We start from the raw sequence: 20920 nt of genomic DNA on the forward strand, positions 1-20920 counted from the left end.
GCTTTATTTGGTTGTGGCGTAACGACAGGACTTGGTGCGGTAAAAAACAATGCGAAAGTTGAAGAAGGTGCGGTAACTGCAGTTTTTGGTTTGGGAGCAATTGGTTTAGCCGTTATCCAAGGATTGAAAAAAGCAAAAGCAAAACGGATTATTGCGATCGACTTAAACCCTAACAAATGGGAATTGGCTAAAAAAATGGGAGCCACTGATTTTGTGAACCCTAAAGATTATGATCGCCCAATCCAAGAAGTTTTGATTGAAATGACGGATGGTGGAGTAGATTATAGCTTCGAGTGTATTGGGAATGTGGAAGTAATGAAGTCCGCTCTTGAAGCCTGTCATAAAGGTTGGGGTGAAAGTATTATTATTGGTGTGGCAGGCGCTGGTAAGGAAATTCACACACGACCATTTCAATTGGTAACAGGACGTGTATGGAAAGGGTCCGCTTTTGGTGGTGTGAAAGGTCGCTCTCAACTACCAGGTATGGTTGAAGACTTCATGAATGGCGAAATTGATCTAGATTCATTTATCTCTGGTCATCTAAACTTCACCGATATTAATAAAGCATTTGATCTATTACACAAAGGTGAATCCATTCGTACTATTTTAACTTATGAAGACTAAACACAAGACAACCGAGCGTAGTATTTGGTGGTGAAACAAAAAAAGACCAAATCTTGCTAATAAATAAAAAATAAAGGTGTGTATATTATGTCTAGAATTTCCCTTCACCCAAGATTAGATAACGGATATCGTTATGAAGAAGTCTCCAATTTTTCTGGTGGAACTTTAAAATGTTTATGTGAAAATAATCCTGTAGAAGTAGCTATCAAGGCACAAATTATGTACAACCATGCGTGCGGCTGCTCTAAATGTTGGAAACCAGAAGGTGCAATTTTTTCTCTTGTTGCCGTTGTCGGTAAAGAAAATGTTAAAGTATTAAACAATGAAGATAAATTACAAATTGTCGATGAATCAGCGGTAATCCAACGTTATGCATGTAAAGATTGCGGCGCTCACTTATTCGGAAGAATCGAAAATAAGGACCACGCATTTTATGGATTAGATTTTGTACACACAGAATTATCTAACGAAAAAGGCTGGTCAGCACCTGAATTTGCAGCGTTTGTTTCTTCAGTAATTGAAACAGGAACACCAGCTTCAAAAATGAGTGAAGTTAGAAACACTTTACACGATGTAGGCCTGCCTACCTATGATTGTTTGTCACCTGAGTTAATGGATTTACTTGCAATTAAAACAGCTAAATTAAAAGGGACATATAGAGATTAAGCTGAAGCTACATGTAATAAATGTTAAGAGAACCCAGTCCAGAAAATGCTCATTTTCTGGACTGGGTATTTTTTACACCATAGAGAAACCGATTCAAAGCTACGTCTCGCTTTCGTTCCTACTCCGCTCCACGAACGGTTTCAGGTACGCCGCCGTACGACTATTTGACACGTTGGCGACTTCACGGGGGGGCCATTCGCGATGATGCGTCCTCCACTTTCCCCCGCCCCAGGCCCGAGATCGATTAGCCTGTCCATCTGCGCGTTGGCACGCATGTCATGTTCGACAACGACGACTGTGTTACCGGCATCGACAAGCCCCTGCAGGAGGTGCATCAACCGATCAACGTCGGCCGGATGCTAGCTTGATGCGCTGCGCTTCGCCGCCCGAGAGCTCTGTCGCCGGCTGCCGAGGAGAATGGCTTCTTCCAATAGCTCTGCCGGAATGGCGTCAGACGTAGGTTTTCTCCCCTTGGGTTTCGGTCGCAAACCGTCAAAGCCTGCTTCACGATACTGAGCCAGGTATCTTCGAAGGGTGCGTTCGGACAGCCCCGTTTGCTCACAGATGGCTGCCTCTAATTGGCTAGCCTTCGCAGGATCTAACTCTGTAGCCAGTAGAGGGGACAGCAGTTGAAACCTCTGCACGTTGCATAAGAAAGCTCACGTAATTTCAAGGATTTCGTATATTTCCAAATGAAAACAACCCACAAAGTCGCGGGCTGTTTTTCCTTCTACTTTACGGTGATCTCTAACTCAGTAGCATGATCATCGTTCTGTATCATCACCTTGATGCTGGTACCCTTCGGTGCTTGCTTGCTAATAACCAGTAATCCATCCTTATTTATACTGTCGTACTCATCATCCTCCAGAGTGAAGGAGGTGCCTTTATCTTTGGTCAGGTCGAGTGAGCTCCGATCCGATAACAATCCTTTTACCTTCACCGCTATCTTATCTCCTGCGAAGACTGTCCGTTTATTTGCTGATGCGGAGATGGAAGACAGAGTGACTACGGTAACCTTAACCGTCACATTCTTGTTTCCGTTCGAGACGGTGATCGATGCTTTATCTCCAGCTTCGGCAGCCTCTGTGGCAGTGATAATCCCATTATCAGATACCTTTATTGATTTTGAGTTACTGGACTCGTAAACCGTTCCTGCTTCTTCTGACGTCACATCTACTTTCTTTCCGTTGCTAAATGTGGCCACTACGCTTAGATCAATGGCGCTGTTTGTCATCAGCTTCACCGTTTTTGGTGTCACACTAAGACTGCGGATGGGTGCCTCTGCAACCATGAACGTAGTGAAATGCGATGTATCAAATGAGGCAAACCCGTTCGTAGATCTGTTAACAGTAATTGTCTTACCGCGTGAGTCAGTCAGCTGCTTCCAACTCTTCTTCTTTACATCATAGTAATAAGCAAACAAGTCGCGAGATTTGGCTTTTGTGGCGATCGTCACATGTACAACTGATTTCCCAAATTGGGTAAATGCCTTATTATCCGCGAGAATGTTAAATTCATATGCCTTACTGTGACTACCAAAAGAGCTCGGAACAGGAACAGATTTGCTTTCTTCGACAGAGAGACTCACCTTCTTATTCTTTAGTTTTGCCAGTAAGTCCTCAGTCAACTCCATACTGTTCTGCTGCTCGTCTCTCACTACCAAGATAATTTGCTTTTTCACTAGTTGATTGACGACTTCCTTTGACAAGTGGACAGAACCAGTATCGGTTGCACTTTTCACACTGATTTCTTTCTGCTCGTCCAGTATTGTCAAAACGATGCGTTTGTTAAATGAGAATTGGTCCGCGGTTTCACCCAAGTTATGGACTATGGTGGTAACAAGTTTGTCAAACTGTTCCATTTGGTCCTCCAGATCAGTGATCATATCGCGGGATTCCACATCTACGTTGCTCGACTTATCTATCAACCTATTAACGAGTGCGGAGTACTTTTCTTTAAACTTGTCGTCGAGATCGCGTTTATCTAGTTTCGCGATGACGGTGCTCGCGATATCACCTAGAATTTCCGTGCCTTGATGGAGCCCGTCGCTAGAATCTGACATATCCTCCATGACTTGATCAACATGTTTGGAGAGCAGCTCCATTGTGATTTTGACGATATCATCGCCACTCACAAGACCCTCATCCTCTTTATCCATCATCGGTCCAAGTACTTCTGAAACTGTATTGGAAATCACTTTTAGTTTCTCTTCAGTAGGGACACTATTCGATTCTGTTACCAAGTTAAGGTGCTCTAGAACTTTGTCTACTGCATCAAGAACTGATAGCCCATCTTTGGCAGAGGTAATAGTTCCCGAAACACGTTTGTTCAGGTCTAGCTGATCTTCTACAATTCCCTGATTGCTACCACCACCCGTGGATGGTGGAGAGGGAATGATGACTTGTCTACGATTCACAGTAAGGGTATAGTGCTTGGTCGAACCGCTCTGGCTAGTTACGATAATATCGATCTCATTGTCTCCTACATTCAATGCTACTGTCTTTGGTTGGCCACTTCCCACACTCGAGCCTGATAGCCACAAGGAGGCCGTTGAATCTGCCACTACGGCCGTCACTTCCACACTCGTCACTGCATTACCTACTTTTGCGGTATAGTTCGTCCTTCCAGGTGTAAATTCATGATCCAACGTCCCTTCACTCAGCGTCAGGTCGTTCAAGTCCGCGTTACCAGACAGGACTGTTACCCCTACCGCGTTACTTGTTGAAGTTGCAGTCTTGCTTCCGGAAGCATTGTTGTTCGAGTTTGTTACGACGACATAGTAAAACTTCGTTCCCGCAGTGTCGGTCGGTACTGAATAAGTTGGGCTTGTCGCTCGGTTGATTGCAGTTCCACCATTGGTGCTGTTCAAAGAATTGCTAAACCACTGGTAGCTCAAGGTTCCTCCGTCGTTTACCGAAGCTGCTACGGTCAAATTCGGATTGATGCCCCCTTGGTTTACCGTCTGGCCTGTTGGTTGTGTGTCCAGAGTTGGTAGTTCTGCATCTATCAATGAGTTGACCGTTACCCCAACTACGTTACTTGTTGATGTAGCAGTATTATTGCCAGTTGCACTGCTGTCTGTATTGGTCACGACGCAAAAATAATACGTTGTCCCCGCCACCCCGGTTGGCGCTGCAAACGTTGAGCTTGTCGCACCGGGAATCATTGTGCCTCCATTACTGCTGTTAACGGAGTTCCTGTACCACTGATAGCTGAAGGAGGCTCCACCGCTCGCGGCGATACTCAATGTGGCATTTGCTCCCACATTTACGGTTTGATCCAATGGTTGTGTATCGATGCTAGGGATCGAGGCGTTGGTTAGTGTGTTCACTTGGACCTTCGCTACGCTAGTTGTTGCCGTCGCTGTTTGTTGACCCGTTGCGTTACTGTCCGTGTTAGTTATGACGCAATAATAATTTGTTTACTCTTTTAAATAGATTCTTAAATTTCTTAGGGGACCACATACGTGTCAATGCTTTGCGTGTTTTTTCTTCTAAATTGTGAGCTTCGTCTATAATGATCACAGGCACACGATTAGCGATGAAACCCCGAGAAGTTTGAGCACGTTTAAGTAAGTGTGCAATTAATAGATCCTGATTAACAATTATGACATCGGAAGGCCCACCTTCTCTAATTTCACTTCTCATTTTATAAAATTCGCACTCATGTCGATAATCACAATCTTCAAAAATACATCGATCTACGTTTACTTCTTCCCACTCCGAATCATCAACTAAAAAAGGAATCTTACCTCTATCGCCAACAGCATTTTCTAATATCCACTGTTTGAGCTTCGTTGCTTTCTTCGTATGTTTTATAGACTTTATAGCACGATCCAAGCAAGCAAAATTTCCTTTTCCCTTGCCTACTGTAACCTTTACTTTCATCCCTAGATAACTTGCAGCGACGTGTGCATCATCCACTAATTGCTCAGATAACTGGATAGAAGACGTTCCAATTAAAATAGGCCTTCCAGAATAAATTGAAGCGATTAATGCTGGAAACAAATATCCATAAGATTTACCTATTCCCACACCTGCTTCCACCATGATATTCTTCCCGTTTTCAATCGCCTCTGCAATATCTAAAGCGATATTAACTTGCGCTTCTCTTTCTACTATTTGCCCTCCTTCAATAAGGCGATCAAACAGGGGAAAAAGATCCTCAACAATCTTCTTTTTAAGTAGTGATTGTGAAATTGTCTACCACTCCTAAACGAATTAATTGAAGAGAGTCTAGTTGCAGGATAAGAAAAAATATCCTTCTCTATATATTGTATCAGATGTTTCGGGAAATATCAAATAGCACAACATATAGATGATCTACTTAAATGGACAGATCAATTGCGTTAGAGTTTCCCTTCTTTCATCATGGACTGATTTCCATAGATGAAATTCCACTTGCTTCTTCCCAATTTCGCAAAAACAAATGGTAAATAAAGGTAAACCCTCATATGTATGTTCTCTTGTATGCAGGATACTTTTTTGGGGGGCATATTCCTTGGCTATTTTTAACCATACCTTAAAATGATGAGTGAATAATTGTGCTGCAACGTGATTAACTCCCCATTTCATAACTATATCCGTTGAATACAAGGGCATAGTTTTTTTCCAGCGAATCAAAAGAGTTAGTAACAAATTATTATCTGGTTTTGAATAAAAATGATCAAACATAGTGGGCTTGGTACATCTAACACTGTTATCAACCTGCCAATAATTTGTGATGCCTTCGATACTCTTACGCCAATGGACGTATGCATAGGCAAAGGGACAAATAGTCTCATCAGGGTACAATTTTACAAATTTCCTAATACATTTCTTATGTTTAAACAAAATTGTTTTTCTATAGTGCCTAGCAATTGATTTAAATAGCAGACGTGTTTCAAAATACAGATCGTTTACCGAAATTTCTTTTTTATTGAACCTTTCGGATAAATATAAGGGGTGTGATCTCACTTGGCAACTCTGATCCAAGTGTTTTCTTTCTTCAAATACCGATAGAAGATTTTTTAAAACTTGATTGTTATTTTTAAGAAAATTCTTTTCATAAAATAGAAGTGTATTTAATATCTTTGAGTCCTTTCTTTGCTCGGTCCATAGTTTAAATTCTGGTAATGCGATTTTGTGTGTAATTCTTTTGTTCCAAGGGAATCCGGTGTGAGAAGTATGCTTTATAAAAGAGTAGCCACACCTGCATAGAAATGGCGTAACGGAAAAAGATAGACGTTGGAAATTAAGTTTCTTGTTACATGAGGGACAATGGTGTATGAGGTTGCAAAGATGAAATGGACAAGTATCTAATAAAACAAATTGATGAAATAAGCTATGATATCCATAACTAATGCAAATTTTGCAACAGGAAAAACTCTCCCTCAAATATAGATGCGCTATTTCATGTTCACCAGTAAATACAAAAGACATATTCTGTATTAGCTTCTTATAGTGACCCAATAGTGAAAAGCCAAAGATATATTCAAAGACAGTATCATTAACGTGATACCATGAAGAATACTCAATGAAAGGTAGTCGCTTACCTTTCTTAGTAACATTCTCGCCGCTAAGAAGTATTTTGACTTCCTTCCAAGTGATATTATTTGCATATCGAAATTTTTCAATTATACTCCAAGGTGATTCATATTGATCTACCCATTGACTATTCCAAGTATAATGCTCTTTGTCTCTTTGCCGTAATTGTGTCATTCTACTCCCCTTCAATTTATGATTAATTGCATCTACTAACTCATTTTTCCAAGAATGACTGTTAATAATACTTGGCAAATTCAATAAGTGTTCTGAGATAATAAAGTTATAGACCGGAACCCCTTACAGTACAAGGAGTCCCGGTCTTCTAAATCACCATGTAATTGAAAACTGAAAACTACTAATATAAATAACGTAAAACAATTTGGTAAGCAAAAAACTGATTATTACACACTATGATAGGGGTACCGGTGCCGATCCTAACCCACATTACGGATCAGCAAGAGGCGCTACTATTTATCAATTCGTCAGTGATCAATTTTCATCGTTTTATACGAAAATTATCAATACAAACGCTCGTGATGCGGTACATGTCATCGACGGCCTCTTGCATCATGAGTCGGACTTATCAATTGAGGAGCATTACACCGAATACTGCTGGTGCTACTTTGTGTGAAATGAAGCATCCTAGGTGGTCAACTCGAAGATGAGCGTCTTCCCCACAACTGGTCAACTTTTTGATTAGCGTTTACAGCTGGTGGTACCCCATTATAAAGAAAATGTTCTAGTCTACCACTTTTTATGTAAGCGTAAAATAGTCCCCACCTTGTAAAAAGATAGGGACTATTTTACGCTATTTATTTAATACGCCTAAATACTAGATGAATTCTAACGGTTATTGCGAAACTTCCCCAACTGGAATTTCAACATAGAATCCTCCTTCAGTCTTGTTATTCGTCATTGAATACCAAGTCAGTTTATATTTCCCTGCCTCACGATACCCTAGATTGTAAATAGTCTCGTTGTTAACTTCACCAATAATTTTATCCCACACTACGTCTCCGTAGGTATTAGTTAATGTCCATAATGTTTTAGCTTTTTGGCCACTATGAATCCCCTGTTGCTTAAGATGTAATGATATGTAACCTTCTTCATGCAATTAAATATTCACTTCGTCATTATCTCCAGTAGTAGTAGGACGAACTAAATATGGTCCCCATTTTTTATAAATAGCTAGCTTTTCAATTGATTCTGATGAATTTCTATTGATTTTACTTTCTGTTGCAAAACTAGGTGTGAAAGAGCTAAATGCCAACCCTAAGGTAAGAGTGGAAATCAAAACTTTTCTAAGCATCATATTTAACACTCCTTCATTATTTATAATATTAAGAATTATACAATTGTGTACTTTATCCTTCCTTTTCTTACATAAAATGAGAATAAGATTTGCCTATCTTAGAGAAACTAATATTACTTTACAACTAAGGGTGAATTTATGAGGATTTTTCCTGGTTTTTTTCTAAGTCTATGTTTCGTATTTAGTCCAATTACAACTGTGGTACATGCAGTAACCTTCCAATATGGTCCGCATAACACAATTACGATTGAAACACTGCAAAAAGAAATTGATTTCAAATTACTTGTACCAACCAAAATCCCTAAAGATTGGATATTAGAAATAAAAGAGGGATCTCGGACAGATGGAAAACAAGATTATTGTAATTTAAATTTTTTGGACAAAAATGATCAATACTTAATGATGTCTCTAAATCAAAAAAAAGTTATTTTTAAGGAACTAGATTCGTACCAAAACAGGCGCGACAATACTGAAATCGTTCAAATAAATAACTTTGAAGGACATTTCGAAGCTTGGGTTGGTGGTAGAAATGGTGCAAATGATACTCCTGGTGGGTATTTACCTTGGATTCAAAAAGGCACTTATGTCGAAATGGAAAGTTCTAGACTGTCTAAAGAAGAAATGATAAAAATCGCAAAATCACTAAAGTAGAGTAAGCGTAAAACAGTCCCCATTTGCGTATCACAAGCGCATCCTCTAGCCAACGTCTCGTCGCGACCGTCAAGCCGATGAGCTCTTGACAACAACCAGGAATCCGTTCCGCATGCCTGTAGCGGCCGGCAGGGAGTGCGCGAGCATGCATCTGCTCAACACCGCATTGATTAGCAAAGCTGGCGAGCTGCAGGACTAATAAAGAACCATCGCCAGCGTCCGAAGCTGCTTGTGTACAACATGCGCCGTCTCTGGCTAACGTCTCGTCGCGATTGGTAAAGCAGATGTGTGGCTACGATGACCAAGATAAGATCCGTTCCGCATGCCCAATCATTGAGGCCATTGAATCAAGGATAGCAATAAAGCCGGTTACACCCTTAGCGTGGTGAAAACCGGCTGTTTATTTAATTAGTTTCTTGCAGTACTAAATCAACTGCCTTCGTAAAATTAGTTTTAGACCCACATGCCGCGTAAGCGGCATGTGGGTCTAAAAGATTATTATCACTGCACAATAAGTAAAGCCGACTGCTTTTTGCAGCCGGCTTTACTTATTGAATTTGCCCATAAACGTTACCCAACCAATCGTACGCTTATCAGGATCGTATGGGGGCTTTTTTCTTAGCTTCACGGTAGGATATGGACACTTAAGTTGTAAAAGGAGATTTGAAAGTGAATGTTGTTCGCTTTTCCACCAATGATATTCTAAAGGTTGATCTGTATTAGTTGATATAATATTGACAAAATAAGGAAGGTCATCATAACGAAAGGGTTCTGATTTGGGAGCTCTTTTATTCTCTACATAATACATAGAGACTTTTAACCACTCGTTAAAATGGTTGAATATCAAATGAACCATATTACGATTTAAGAGCCATTTAGTTGCAGCACGACTTGTTAAAGTAATGTCGTCAAAGTTTCTTTCCCAGGCATTATATAGCTCATACAAGTACTCAGAATCTCTGGCATTAGGGAACTCAATATGATTCTCGTGCTGACGACGAGGACTATACTTGTTATCAACATAAAAATAATAAGGATATTGAAGAACAAATTGACACCAGAAAACATACGCATATGCGTATGGGCATTTGCAATCGTCAAATCCATATTGTACGAATCTTCTGATGCAAGTTTTGTGTTTTGGTAAAACCTTTTTCCTTAAATGTCGGGCTACTGCCTTAATTGTTTGGATGAATCCTTTATATAACTCGCGTTGAAAGTCCTGGAATCTTTTTTCCCGTTTAGCATATTCGCTACGATGTGGTAATGGATAATGGAAATATTTCCGATGTTCAAGTTTTTCTTCATAACCTTTAATTGATAAAATAAATTTACTCGTCTGAACAGAGAAGTGCTTTTCATCTCTACAGGAATGAAAACTGGGAGATGCAATTGTGAGTAGATAGTCCAAAAGACCGTAAGTTTGATCCAGCGATTGTTCCGTAAAAAAGAAAATGTACGGGAGTTTACCTCCTGATTGATCATTGAGATTAAACCAACGCCTAACCTTGTCGCAAGACAGTTGGTACGTTATGCTCCCCCCCCATTTTGAATAGTACAATTCTTTTGTACCTACTTTGAAAAATTCGTATCCACAACGACAGGTGAATGGACGAGTCATGATTTCATCGGATAATTCATACGGATATTTATGTCTACACTTAGGGCAGCTCTTTATTAACGGAATCTTGTGATAAGGACATTCATGAATAAGTGAGAATTGATGTAAAAGACTGTGATATCCGTTACTTACGCAGGCAGGGCAAAGCACTAATTGTTTACGAAGATAACTTAAAGGAGAGCGTTTGTTCTCTCCGTATGGCAAGTAACCAATCATTTTCTGAATTAAGTAGTCATTATATTTTTTAATAGATAACCGAAACGTCTCTTGAATGAGATTATCATCTAATCCCTGTATTGTTGTCAGATCTCGGTGGCAGGCACCGATATTTGCTTTTAAACTTTTTACATGTTCAATTCCGAAGACTTTAAGAATATTTCTAGAGCTCATTTCATTTGCAAACTTGAACTTTTCTAGTATGGACCAAGGAGATTCAAATGGCGTAATCCATTCAGGCCTCCAAGTGAAAGTGGTACTTTGCTTAGTTAATTGATCATAAGGCGATTTCGTAGTAGATCTCGGAGTCAATGTAACCGGATTTATCAATAGCCTCACTCCAATGCGACTTATTTAGCCACTCTACTCCTTTGCCGTTTGCGCCAAATTTTTTAAAAGCATATTCTATTGTTGCTGTTACATACTGCATTGGTATCTCAAAAGATGTTTTAATTCCTGCATTTTTTCTCTTTTCTTCATACAACTCAATCAAATCGTCTGTACATTGACTTAGTTTGTACCCTTCTACAAATGCTTCTGGAAAGAAGTATTTGGTAAATGACCAACCACTTTCTGCTGGATATTCACAATCCTCATCATAGCCTGTTAAGCAAACCCGAAGTTCTTCGGCAGATTCAATACCTGAAAATTTATGTTGCTTGACCATGAAACGACCAACAATTTGTGTCTTTTTTGAGGCTAGAAAAGCAGATCTTTGAAACAATAATTCTTCCTGGCCGACTAAAATCACTGTTAAAGTAATTCCGAGACGATCTAATTCATTATAGATATCCATTAACCAACCATAATGTAGTTCGTGAAGCAGTTGGGCATCATCAACAAACATAATGATCCGTCTAAAAATTGTTGATTCAGCACGTTCAATTAAAAATTTTGTCAAACGATCTCTTTTAGCACTTGGTTTTCCACTTGAGGCAAAAGCGTGTCCGACACCACGTAATAAATCTTCGAAGAACTCACCTGGATTCGGCTGTTTGTATTGTTTACAACATATATGAAAAATCGGAACCTCTCTCTCCAAAAATAACGGAAGGGTCTGGATAATGTACTTTATTGCTCTACTTTTCCCCAAGCGAGGTCTTCCGAAGATGATTCCTCCGGTTGCTCTTTCGTCGTACCATTGTTGAATGACTTCAAACATAGAGTCAATCTTGTGAGTTGCTACCAAGTAAGTACCAGTTTCAATTGGATGTAACCCAGGAGGTATATTTGGCCTGATAATCATTCATTTCACCTCCATATTAGTAAACAATTGTTTTTCTTAATTTACGGGTTATCAGTTCTGAACTCCTATTTTTATCTAAAGGCTTGTCCAAATCCGACTCAATGGCTTTCAGATTTGAAGAAATGTTGTCTTGTTGTAGAACAAATTCCTTGTTTTGGTACTGTAAATGTCCAAGCTTAGTTCTGGAACGTTTGTCATCTACCGCTCGTTTTTCAAGATATCTTAGATATATATCTATTGGATCATCCATGGTCATAATGGTTATTAATTTTTCTCTTCGAAGCTGATTAATCGCTTTTCGTGTTTTTAAACTATGAGGAGTGACACCCCATTTTCCTTTTGCAGTTAACATTCCTAATTCACTTCCACAAGGAAGAAATGCACGAACAAACCTAACATCATCTATATTGACGAAGATAGTGAGTTTTGTTCCTACAAGATTAGGAGATCTGGACAAAATATCGTTGTGATATGTCACTCCTTCGAATTCGATATGGGGTCTTTTCCCATATTTGGCGTTCCCAACAATATTCCTCGTAGTTTCAAATGTTAAAAATGATATGTCCTGTTGTTCTTCTATTGGCATTATTCGGAGCACCTCTCCTCGAGATATTTTTTGTTCCATTGATTGTAAGGGAGAAAGGTAATCTACACCGGAATGCGGAGTAAGGTTATATGTTGCAATTAATATTTCAGTTAGTTCATCAAGATCTTCAATTGAGATGTCGTATTTTCTAGCTGCTACCTCAGGCTTATTTCTCCGGATATCTTTTGGATTGTTTCCAGTCGTGTTTGGCAAACGCTGGTATCCATTAGCCTCTAACAACCCAAAGAACCTTTCAATTAAACCTCGTCTTTCAGGCATTTTTACAGGCCCTAAATTCACGTCACATTTAATTACATTTTTCAGTCGATCTTTAACCATATTTGCTAAATGAGCTTTTGCATTATCAAAGAGAATCTCATCCCAGAGTGCCCACTTTGTTGTAGGTATAGCTTCCGATGCAAAACCGATTCCTTCTGGATAAGTTAGGCCTTCTATAGTCAATTCTTTCTGTTTCCAAGGGGCCACAGCATTCCTTGAGCAAATTAACACATCACTTCGATCGTATTCCGGTTTTAAGCACAAATGGTATCCTAGTATAACGCGTGTTGCAACATCGATTACAGTTAACAACCAAGGTCTTTCGATAACATCTGTGATCCTATTTCCTGATGGCGTTGTAAACGTAATTGTAAATATAGCATCAATCCTGTGACCGTCGAATTGGACCTGTTCAAACGGTCGTGTGATGATTCTTTTGTCAGGATCAAAATGTAATGAATTTCTAGCCCTTCTTCCGGCTTCCTCTCCATAACGATTTGCTGAAGCCTCATGAAAATGTTGATTATGTAAGGCTTTTATATATCTTTCTAAGGCTCTTTTTCCCTTTGATATTGTATTGAATGGGTACTCTGTTTCTGCAATGCCAGCAGCTTTGCACGCATGTAAAAACTTTCTATGTAGGTCTTTTATCCTGATGCGAGGTTCGTGTACCGTACGCTTATTTCGCTTTAAGTATAAGTCGTCTATCGTATCCTTAATCGTTGAATAATCGTTTAGGAGCTTCATAAAAGCTCCTGTGAAAACAGATTTGGATTCGTTCATGTTAGGAATAGGAAGGATTCTTTGGTAGGGTTTTATTTTTACTTGGGGTATAAGAGCACGGTAACCATATAGCTTTCCATGTTCGTCATGCTCAAGGCAACGGGAGGTAAAACGACGAATGTCAATGGGAGCTATTCCAGTAGTTTGCTTTATCTCTTCTAATGTAGCCTTGTCCGTAATATATAAATTAACTGCTTGTTTTCTTTTTTGAAATTTCACCTGGTCCGTCTCAGTAAGTGACTCAATGTTTACAATTGGCCATTGTGAAATGTCAATGTCAGCACTAGGTCTCTCAATTATTTTTCTTCTTGGCATGTTCTTGATACCTCCATTTTTGGTCCAAACTCACCTCTTTCAAAGTTTGCTTGTAATTCCGAACGATAAAATAGCCAACTCAATGCTTCGTAAATTCGTGACTGTGAAATTTTTGGAAGCATCATTTCAAGTTGTTTGGCAGTTAACTTTCCATGTTCCTGAATACTCCGCATTATTTGAAAGCAATCAGTTTCAACAGGATTTGAGCGATTTCTAATGAATGACAAAATGCGCTTCATATTAGATAGAAATAATTTATTCTTACGAATATCTTCTTCGGTACGAATGATATAATCATATTTGTTTTCCAAACACCATATTCTCTGAGCAGTCGTTTGGATTCGGACATCTTCATAATTTGGATGTGATTGATGAAATGAATTACTGTATTTTATCTCGATAAAACTTTCTGTTTTATCTGTCCATTGGATCCACATATCAAAGATGGTGGATACAATTCTTCCTTCAACCGGAACCGATACTTTTAAAGGCTGCTCGCAAAATGTTTTGATATTGGGATTTGTTTCGATTAGGACCCAATGGTCCCTCTCCAAGTCACTATATAGCCGAACCATTCGATTTAGTTTTGGACTGTATACATCCCATAAATTATTGCCGTATTTGCCTCTCCCTTTACTTTTGATAGGTTTATACATATATATCACCCTTTGTAAGGATCTAAGAATGAACAAAGATTCTCTTACATAGTGTTAGATTAATATCCCGAATTTATTCTTTTTGAACGAACTTTTTGCTAAGTTCATATTTCGATGAATTTAGAGGTACATATTGTAAAAATATAAAAAATCGACTGTTAGATCAATAGTATCGACAAAGGTTCTAATAATAAGGCAGTTTTCGCATTTGAATCAAAAGCTCTGCTACATCTTTCGACTTTTCCTTGTAACAATTTCTCTGTTGCGGTTCGCTGGACAGCGTACATAGATTCTCATGTTATAGCAGTATGTTTGCGTCGTTTTCCGTTTATGATAGTATGTTTGTGTCGTGAAAAATTACGACACAAACATACTGCTAAAAAACAAAAAAACCTTGAAATAAGGGTTTTGAAACAAGCTGATTGGTAGTATGTTTGTGTCGCCAGACAATTTTCGAGTGACACAAACAAGTAAATTTGGATCACTGGTATACATTGTTTGTGTCACAGTTTTATGATTGTGCACGCGAGTGTCTGGCGACATCAACATACCGCTATAACATACGTGATTATTGGATCTAAATATATTGGAAGGTCTTAAAGCTCACAAGTTCAACAAATGTAGAGGCACACCAAAGTATTCAATTCTTTATATTTTATATAGTGAATATTCTAGAATAGACACTCTATGTACATGTTCCTCTTCTAATGAATGATTCATTTTAACTTCAGTTCATGAAATGTAATTTTCATGAACTGAACTACTGTTTGATTTGACTCGACTCATTGAACCTGTTTCATTAAGTTTAAATCCTGTTGAACCTCTCGCGATCTTTATGCGTAAAGTTATGTCTTTTAAACACTTGAAATCCTCCTCCTTTTTCCTCTTCAACAAACTCATTGACGAGATTTTCATATAATGGCGTACTTTTCTTTCTTTTGCGGTATTGCATAAAATCAAATCCACGGAAAATGATAACTTCTATCCCCCAACATTTTTGATTGGGTCTTGCTTTCAGAACTCTTTTGCGACATTCAGTGTACGATTCTCTAATAATATGTGCTCCTCATACCATACCGAATAGTTATTGAAATCATCATATGTAAGCTTGCAGCCATCGGGGCGGGTAATGCTCATACAATCGGGATGAAATCGGAACCGTTAGCGTAATGGGCCAATTTGCTATATGATACAGTTTAGATTTACGGGGTTATCGGCGAAAACTGCAAAAGGAGCTGTCGCGGCGCGACAAGCTCCTAGAAATCCATTTGATTAATATTTAAATAAACTAAGACAATGCTTTGGCTAGCAAGTAAAACCGGTGCTGTATAGCTCTTCTCTGTATTTATCGACTTCGAAATCCGGGATTTGCCACGGAATGGCCTACGACTTCAAAGTGATTCTCCCGCACTCCCCGTATGGCGGCATCGAGCTTCCATTCCGCAAATGATGTGTTTAACGGTACGCCGAATCGTTCGTTGATCTCGAAGAAATCGGTACCTCCCGACTGTTGAGTAAGGAAGTACCCGCCATAATTTCGGCTTCTTAAGACATATGCTGAGGATCGTTCATTTATTAATCAAGCATGAGATACCAATAAATTGCTACCTCATCACTATCTTTATCAAGACCTCTGTAGACGTAGGAATCAAAACCTCCGATGACGAAACCACAACTTTCGTAGAATTTACATGCGCGGACATTATTACTTTGTGTCTCCAGCATGATTCCCGTCATACCGCCATCCTTCGTCCAACGTTTAGCCTGTTCGATTAGTTTTTTACCGACACCGTAACCTCTATATTGCTTATCAACTTTGATATCTTCCACATAGGCATATTTGTTCCAATTTCTTTTCAAAACAATTTTACCCACAATTTGATTATTTACGAGTGCTACATAAATGATTTGATGGGGATCGCCGATATAGTTCGAATAATCCTCAACAGTATCTTCTTCAAGCGGTTCATCATCGTAGCTTTTATTCCTAAGAGGACTCTCCTTCACCGTATATCCGATTCGCTGTCCCGTTAGTTGCAAGACAAGGGTAGAGTCCACGATAAAGCTCCCATCAATGTTTGTACCACACCCATCGTCCCCAGCCCTCAGTTCTCGAATTAAAATATCCATATTCGTCCTCCTATATTTTTATAAGGTGAGAATAAAGATATAAAGGAGGACCACGGACTTAACGGAATACATATTGCTCCGTCATTTTCATAACCTCCTGGTATTATTTAGCATGTAAGATTCTCTAGATAATTGTACAATCATTGCTTAGCAGGTGCTACGGATTTTTAATCGTTAAGCCCGTTAGCTTTGTGATGTCCATGTGTTCAGTGATAATAAAGTTTTAGACCGGAACCTCTTATGGTACTAAACGGATATATCCCCCTCCTCTATAGTGATAACCTCCCTTGCTGCTTCTATGAAAGATAATAGGATTGGTGAAAGCCACTTGTCTTTATGCCATAACATCTGTGTATACACGTGCAAGTCCGGAATTTGCCATGGAAGAGCAACAAGTTCGCCACGTTCAACTTCCGCTTTCGTTGTCATTTCAGGAAGAAAAGCAATACCGATTCCCGTAATTGCACATTGTTTAATGGCTTCGGCATTTTGAAACTCTAAATACGTAATACTATCAATGCCCTTTTTCTCAAATTGCCGGTCAAACATGGTGCGATAGGGACAACCCTTTTCATTCGTCAGGAACACTTGTCCGTGAAAATCTTCCAGCTGCAGTACAGTTAGTTTCGAGAGTGGGTGGTCTGGAGCGGAGAAAAAGCGGAAAGTTTCTTCCACCAACGGCTCCACTGCAAGTGCGCTCGAGCGAATGGGTTCGTCCAACATTAAGACGACATCCGCGGTGCCCTCAAAGAGCGTTTGCTTGAGTTGTTGATTTGGAACGGAGCGGAAGATGAGACGAACTTTCGGATGGAGCGAACGAAATAGGTGAAAGACAGCTGGAAGCCGATAGGCACAAAGAACCTCGTTAGCACTTATTATTAAGGTGCCGCTTAAATTTTCATTGTCATGAACGACGCTTCGAGCTTCATCCAGTTTGTCTAGAACGCTTTGGATATGAGTTAAAAAGCGTTTACCCGCAGTTGTTAGAACGAGCTGCTTGCCCAAGCGGTCAAAGAGACGAACGCCAAGCTCATCCTCCAATGCTTTTATTTGCATCGTGACGTTGGAGGGGACGTAGTTCAGCACTTCCGCAGCCCGACTGAAATTTAAAGTTGATGCAACCGTGCGGAACGTAATCAGTTGGCGCAATTCCATCATACGATCCCCCTTTACCTTCAAAATTATTGAATATTACTTTGAATTTCATTCACTTTTACTGAAACTATCACAGATCTATACTAACAACAAGAAATACATTCTTCATGTATGGGTTCATTTTGAAGGGAGAGACAATACGATGGATTATGAGATTTTTGATTTGGGTGACGTAACCTTGCAAACAGGAGTGACGTTTCCGAGTGCTTTTCTTGCTTATAAGACTTATGGAAGACTGAATGAAAAGAAAGATAATGTCATCGTCTATCCAACTGCTTTTGGCGACCAGCATGTTCAGAATGAATGGTTGATTGGAAACAGCATGGCACTAGATCCTCAGAAATATTTCATTATCGTTCCAAATCTGCTGGGCAACGGATTATCTTCGTCTCCCAGTAACACGCCTCCCCCGTTCGACCGGGCTAATTTTCCGCAGGTGACCATCTATGACAACGTTAAATTACAGCATCGGCTGGTGACCGAAAAATTCGGCATTCAAAAGATCGCTCTCGTAGTAGGATGGTCAATGGGAGGCATTCAAGCATTCCAATGGGGAGCAAGTTATCCCGATATGGTGGAACGAATTGCCCCTTTTGCCGGAGTTGCAAAGACATGGCCCCATACGTATGTGGTCCTGGACGGTATGAGAGCTCCGCTCATGGCTGCGGCCCGCTTCGATTCAAGTAAACGAAACCAGTTGACTTCTGCAGACATGCGCGCCGTTGGCCGTGTCTATGCAGGATGGGGCGTATCGCAGGCGTTTTACAGAGAGGAACTTTATTGTGAGCTAGGATTTGACTCATTGGCAGATTTTGTAACTGGCGTCTGGGAAGATAGCTTTATGAAGATGAATCCGCACAATGTCCTGGCCATGTTATGGACAGGGCAACATGCAGATATTAGTGCAAACCCCTCCTATAACGGAGATTTCGATGAGGCGCTCAAAAGCATTAAAGCGCTTGCCTGCATCATGCCAGGGAGCACGGATCTCTTCTGCTCGGCAGACGATAACGAATACGAGGCTAAGCTAATACCTAATGCTATTTTTAAACCGATCGAGTCGATCTGGGGCCATTTTGCCGGTCGCGGAATCAACAGTGCCGATAATAAATTTATTGATGACAACCTAAAACGCTTGTTGGCGCTTAGTACAAACGGATAGATCATCCAGAAAAAGGCAGCCGTTATAGGCTGCCTCAGATAAAAGTATTTTGGTCGGTGATTTAGTCGCAGCGACTATGCAGCTTTTCATAGCTGGTTTCTTAGCCTAGAAATAGTCATTGTTTAATTCTTGCTGCTGTTCCTCTGCAATGGTCTGTAAGTCATATGCGTTAATTCGAAATAACTGATAATCGCCCAGAGCCGTTTTTTTGGCGGCGAGCTTACTTAGAAATTTCGGTGAGCCCTCGTTTTCTTCATCGTAAACTAACAAGATGCCGTCTGAATTGGATAGCAAGAATTTATCTTTCTCACCCAGCTGCCAAGCTCCCTGGAACGGTGTTTGATAGACACTATTGATATAGTCGGCTTGCGTCACAATATTTCGGTAGTAATCCTGGGTTTCTTCTTTCCACTTTTCCTCTTGATTCAAAAACGGAGTAATTACCGCCAGTTTTAGATGTGGATACTCCTTTTTTAATTCCAGAACAGTTTCGGCTGCCCACATTTCTACTCCGAGTTGACCTGATATGATGACCCATTCCAATTCTTCCTCAAGGAATCTTACAAGTTCCCGCTTCAGTGCTTTCTTAATAATGGCTAACCCCGGATTTTTTTCATTGAAAATGCCAAGCTCGTGAGCTTTGTATCCTGAAACAAATAAACGTTTTAACATGTTGCCACCTCTAGTTTAAAAGAACTCTAGCAGAAATAGGTCTCATTTTTTTCTTATATTATCACAAATTTGAATGACTCAGGATAAAATGGCACGTCGTTTCTCTTTCCTAAAGTTTTAGACAAGATAATATGATGTTGTAGACTGAAATAATAAAGTAGAAGACTGACGGCATTGGCATTGCTCAACGAACGGTAAGAACACGAGTGATTTATAAAAAAACTCGATTGCGTGGAATGGACAGTTCAAAACTTCCCATATGGTCGGAGGCCGATATAGAGATTTGTGCAGAACTTATGAAACAAAATGAAGAGAGCTTCACAGCTTTTTTTACGAATCTAGCAAATACTGACCTAGATAAAATAATAGCCTACACGAATAGTAAAGGAAGAGAGTTTACGTATTCTGTAAGGGATATTTTAGCTCATGTAGCATTGCATGGTCAGTATCATCGCGGACAGATAAACTCACGACTTCGAGCAGTGGGTAATGAACCAGTTAATATTGACTATATTACATTTGTGAGATAAATCTATCCCGTTTTCACCACAAACTCAATGCTTCCGAGGCCACCCCATTTGGCGCTTACGACATCCCCTTCCCGTAGCTGGTGGGAACCGGTAATGCCCCCGGACAAAATCAAATCTCCCTTGTGCAGCTTGCGCCCTTCGCGAGCCAGCATGTTCGCCAGCATCGCGACCGAGTGGGCTGGATGACCGAGAACTGCCGCACCAGCCCCCAAGTCTTTGAGCTCGCCATTGATCGAAAGAGTAACACCTAGCAAATCGAGTTCAAGTTCATCAGGCTTTCTCCACGTCGATCCGATAAACACACGAGAAGACGATGCATTGTCGGCAATGACATCCGGCAAGGTAAACTGGAACTGTGCATACCTGCTGTCGATAATCTCCAGTGCGGGAACCACATAGTCAGTGGATGCCAGGACATGAGCCTCCGTGATGCCGGGTCCTTCCAAATCCTCACGCAAAACAAAGGCGATTTCCGCTTCTACCTTGGGATGAATCAATTCATTGATCGGCAGAATGCCGTCCTCGATATTCATATAGTCAAAAATGTAGCCCCGAATCGGTTCGTGCACATTCATCTGTTTCATTTTCACCTGACTGGTCAAACCCATTTTAGAGGCAAAGATTCGATGTCCCTGTTCAAGCTTGAGGGAGACCAGCTTATTTTGAATACGATATCCATCTTCCACTGTCAGCTCGGGGTATTCAGCCGTCAGTTTGACGACCTCCTCCCTATTTAACTCCGCATCCACTAGCTTCTGAGCCAACCTTTTGTACAATAGTTCCGATTGCAC

19 protein-coding genes and 1 pseudogene are annotated in these 20920 nt (G+C 40.1%); 6 read left to right on the plus strand and 14 right to left on the minus strand.

The genetic code is table 11. The features are described 5' to 3' along the window. Positions 1 to 624, plus strand: a 624-nt coding sequence (locus tag AB1L17_RS02190; protein WP_412843906.1) for a zinc-binding dehydrogenase, incomplete at its 5' end; no start/stop codon positions are given. An 87-nt stretch (positions 625 to 711) separates the two neighbouring features. Then, positions 712 to 1290, plus strand: coding sequence for an S-(hydroxymethyl)glutathione synthase (gene gfa, locus AB1L17_RS02195; protein WP_412843907.1), 579 nt, complete (start codon positions 712 to 714; stop codon positions 1288 to 1290). A gap of 359 nt (positions 1291 to 1649) precedes the next feature. Here gfa and AB1L17_RS02200 read toward each other — a convergent pair whose 3' ends face one another. The 4 genes from AB1L17_RS02200 to AB1L17_RS02215 form a co-directional block, all read right to left on the minus strand. Continuing rightward, positions 1650 to 1934 carry a helix-turn-helix domain-containing protein gene (locus AB1L17_RS02200; protein WP_412843908.1) on the minus strand — a complete coding sequence of 95 codons (285 nt, stop codon included), beginning with the start codon at positions 1932 to 1934 and terminating at the stop codon, positions 1650 to 1652. Between the two features lie 86 nt (positions 1935 to 2020). Next, positions 2021 to 4621, minus strand: coding sequence for a cadherin-like beta sandwich domain-containing protein (locus tag AB1L17_RS02205; RefSeq protein WP_412843909.1), 2601 nt, complete (start codon positions 4619 to 4621; stop codon positions 2021 to 2023). Positions 4622 to 4685: 64 nt separating this feature from the next. Continuing rightward, positions 4686 to 5489, minus strand: a complete 804-nt coding sequence (locus AB1L17_RS02210; protein ID WP_412844113.1) for an ATP-dependent DNA helicase — start codon at positions 5487 to 5489, stop codon at positions 4686 to 4688. Between the two features lie 123 nt (positions 5490 to 5612). Further along, complete coding sequence (locus tag AB1L17_RS02215) at positions 5613 to 6989, minus strand: hypothetical protein (RefSeq protein WP_412843910.1); 1377 nt, start codon at positions 6987 to 6989, stop codon at positions 5613 to 5615. Between the two features lie 250 nt (positions 6990 to 7239). Here AB1L17_RS02215 and AB1L17_RS02220 point away from each other — a divergent pair. Further along, positions 7240 to 7422 (plus strand): annotated as a pseudogene (locus AB1L17_RS02220) (Tn3 family transposase); the annotation flags it as partial. A 243-nt stretch (positions 7423 to 7665) separates the two neighbouring features. Here AB1L17_RS02220 and AB1L17_RS02225 read toward each other — a convergent pair. Together AB1L17_RS02225 and AB1L17_RS02230 are read right to left on the minus strand one after the other, a co-directional pair. Further along, a complete protein-coding gene (locus tag AB1L17_RS02225) occupies positions 7666 to 7929 on the minus strand; it encodes a hypothetical protein (RefSeq protein ID WP_412843911.1) in 264 nt (87 codons plus the stop codon). After that, positions 7930 to 8127: a hypothetical protein gene (locus tag AB1L17_RS02230; RefSeq protein WP_412843912.1), complete on the minus strand. Its 198-nt coding sequence runs from the start codon at positions 8125 to 8127 to the stop codon at positions 7930 to 7932. Positions 8128 to 8265: 138 nt separating this feature from the next. Between AB1L17_RS02230 and AB1L17_RS02235 the strand changes: the two genes are divergently transcribed. Further along, the gene (locus AB1L17_RS02235; RefSeq protein ID WP_412843913.1) at positions 8266 to 8778 is read left to right on the plus strand and encodes a DUF4367 domain-containing protein; all 513 of its coding nucleotides are present in this window, start codon (positions 8266 to 8268) and stop codon (positions 8776 to 8778) included. A gap of 544 nt (positions 8779 to 9322) precedes the next feature. Here the strand turns inward: AB1L17_RS02235 and AB1L17_RS02240 are convergent. The 6 genes from AB1L17_RS02240 to AB1L17_RS02265 all read right to left on the minus strand — a co-directional run bounded on the left by AB1L17_RS02240 (position 9323) and on the right by AB1L17_RS02265 (position 17765). Beyond that, on the minus strand, positions 9323 to 10945 hold the full coding sequence (locus tag AB1L17_RS02240; RefSeq protein WP_412843914.1) for a TniQ family protein: 1623 nt from the start codon (positions 10943 to 10945) through the stop codon (positions 9323 to 9325). Continuing rightward, positions 10893 to 11861, minus strand: coding sequence for an ATP-binding protein (locus AB1L17_RS02245; protein WP_412843915.1), 969 nt, complete (start codon positions 11859 to 11861; stop codon positions 10893 to 10895). Before AB1L17_RS02245 ends, AB1L17_RS02240 begins: the two co-directional genes overlap by 53 nt. 16 nt (positions 11862 to 11877) lie before the next feature. After that, positions 11878 to 13824: a TnsB C-terminal domain-containing protein gene (locus AB1L17_RS02250; RefSeq protein ID WP_412843916.1), complete on the minus strand. Its 1947-nt coding sequence runs from the start codon at positions 13822 to 13824 to the stop codon at positions 11878 to 11880. Next, on the minus strand, positions 13806 to 14480 hold the full coding sequence (locus AB1L17_RS02255) for a TnsA endonuclease N-terminal domain-containing protein (RefSeq protein ID WP_412843917.1): 675 nt from the start codon (positions 14478 to 14480) through the stop codon (positions 13806 to 13808). The genes AB1L17_RS02250 and AB1L17_RS02255 overlap by 19 nt, the downstream gene beginning before the upstream one ends. Positions 14481 to 16055: 1575 nt before the next feature. Continuing rightward, the gene (locus AB1L17_RS02260) at positions 16056 to 16610 is read right to left on the minus strand and encodes a GNAT family N-acetyltransferase (protein ID WP_412843918.1); all 555 of its coding nucleotides are present in this window, start codon (positions 16608 to 16610) and stop codon (positions 16056 to 16058) included. A 246-nt stretch (positions 16611 to 16856) separates the two neighbouring features. After that, the gene (locus tag AB1L17_RS02265) at positions 16857 to 17765 is read right to left on the minus strand and encodes a LysR family transcriptional regulator (protein WP_412844114.1); all 909 of its coding nucleotides are present in this window, start codon (positions 17763 to 17765) and stop codon (positions 16857 to 16859) included. Between the two features lie 142 nt (positions 17766 to 17907). On the opposite strand from AB1L17_RS02265, the gene AB1L17_RS02270 reads away from it, so the two are divergent. Next, the gene (locus AB1L17_RS02270) at positions 17908 to 18927 is read left to right on the plus strand and encodes an alpha/beta fold hydrolase (protein WP_412843919.1); all 1020 of its coding nucleotides are present in this window, start codon (positions 17908 to 17910) and stop codon (positions 18925 to 18927) included. A gap of 105 nt (positions 18928 to 19032) precedes the next feature. On the opposite strand, the gene AB1L17_RS02275 is transcribed toward AB1L17_RS02270, so the two are convergent. After that, positions 19033 to 19599, minus strand: coding sequence for an SLOG family protein (locus AB1L17_RS02275; protein ID WP_412843920.1), 567 nt, complete (start codon positions 19597 to 19599; stop codon positions 19033 to 19035). Positions 19600 to 19835: 236 nt separating this feature from the next. On the opposite strand from AB1L17_RS02275, the gene AB1L17_RS02280 reads away from it, so the two are divergent. After that, positions 19836 to 20129, plus strand: coding sequence for a DinB family protein (locus tag AB1L17_RS02280; protein ID WP_412844115.1), 294 nt, complete (start codon positions 19836 to 19838; stop codon positions 20127 to 20129). Between the two features lie 2 nt (positions 20130 to 20131). Here AB1L17_RS02280 and AB1L17_RS02285 read toward each other — a convergent pair whose 3' ends face one another. After that, positions 20132 to 20920 (minus strand): 2-keto-4-pentenoate hydratase, encoded by a 789-nt coding sequence (locus AB1L17_RS02285; protein ID WP_412843921.1) that lies wholly within the window; start codon positions 20918 to 20920, stop codon positions 20132 to 20134.

This window comes from Brevibacillus jepli (assembly GCF_047229145.1).
In the GTDB taxonomy this organism is placed as follows: Bacteria; Bacillota; Bacilli; order Brevibacillales; family Brevibacillaceae; genus Brevibacillus.

Coding starts and splice junctions, on each gene's coding strand:
- AB1L17_RS02235 (WP_412843913.1), top strand. CDS start 8,266: ATGAGGATTTTTCCTGGTTTTTTTCTAAGTCTATGTTTCGTATTTAGT.
- AB1L17_RS02260 (WP_412843918.1), bottom strand. CDS start 16,610: ATGGATATTTTAATTCGAGAACTGAGGGCTGGGGACGATGGGTGTGGT.
- AB1L17_RS02245 (WP_412843915.1), bottom strand. CDS start 11,861: ATGATTATCAGGCCAAATATACCTCCTGGGTTACATCCAATTGAAACT.
- AB1L17_RS02275 (WP_412843920.1), bottom strand. CDS start 19,599: ATGTTAAAACGTTTATTTGTTTCAGGATACAAAGCTCACGAGCTTGGC.
- AB1L17_RS02270 (WP_412843919.1), top strand. CDS start 17,908: ATGGATTATGAGATTTTTGATTTGGGTGACGTAACCTTGCAAACAGGA.
- gfa (WP_412843907.1), top strand. CDS start 712: ATGTCTAGAATTTCCCTTCACCCAAGATTAGATAACGGATATCGTTAT.
- AB1L17_RS02250 (WP_412843916.1), bottom strand. CDS start 13,824: ATGCCAAGAAGAAAAATAATTGAGAGACCTAGTGCTGACATTGACATT.
- AB1L17_RS02265 (WP_412844114.1), bottom strand. CDS start 17,765: ATGGAATTGCGCCAACTGATTACGTTCCGCACGGTTGCATCAACTTTA.
- AB1L17_RS02280 (WP_412844115.1), top strand. CDS start 19,836: ATGGACAGTTCAAAACTTCCCATATGGTCGGAGGCCGATATAGAGATT.
- AB1L17_RS02255 (WP_412843917.1), bottom strand. CDS start 14,480: ATGTATAAACCTATCAAAAGTAAAGGGAGAGGCAAATACGGCAATAAT.
- AB1L17_RS02215 (WP_412843910.1), bottom strand. CDS start 6,989: ATGACACAATTACGGCAAAGAGACAAAGAGCATTATACTTGGAATAGT.
- AB1L17_RS02230 (WP_412843912.1), bottom strand. CDS start 8,127: ATGATGCTTAGAAAAGTTTTGATTTCCACTCTTACCTTAGGGTTGGCA.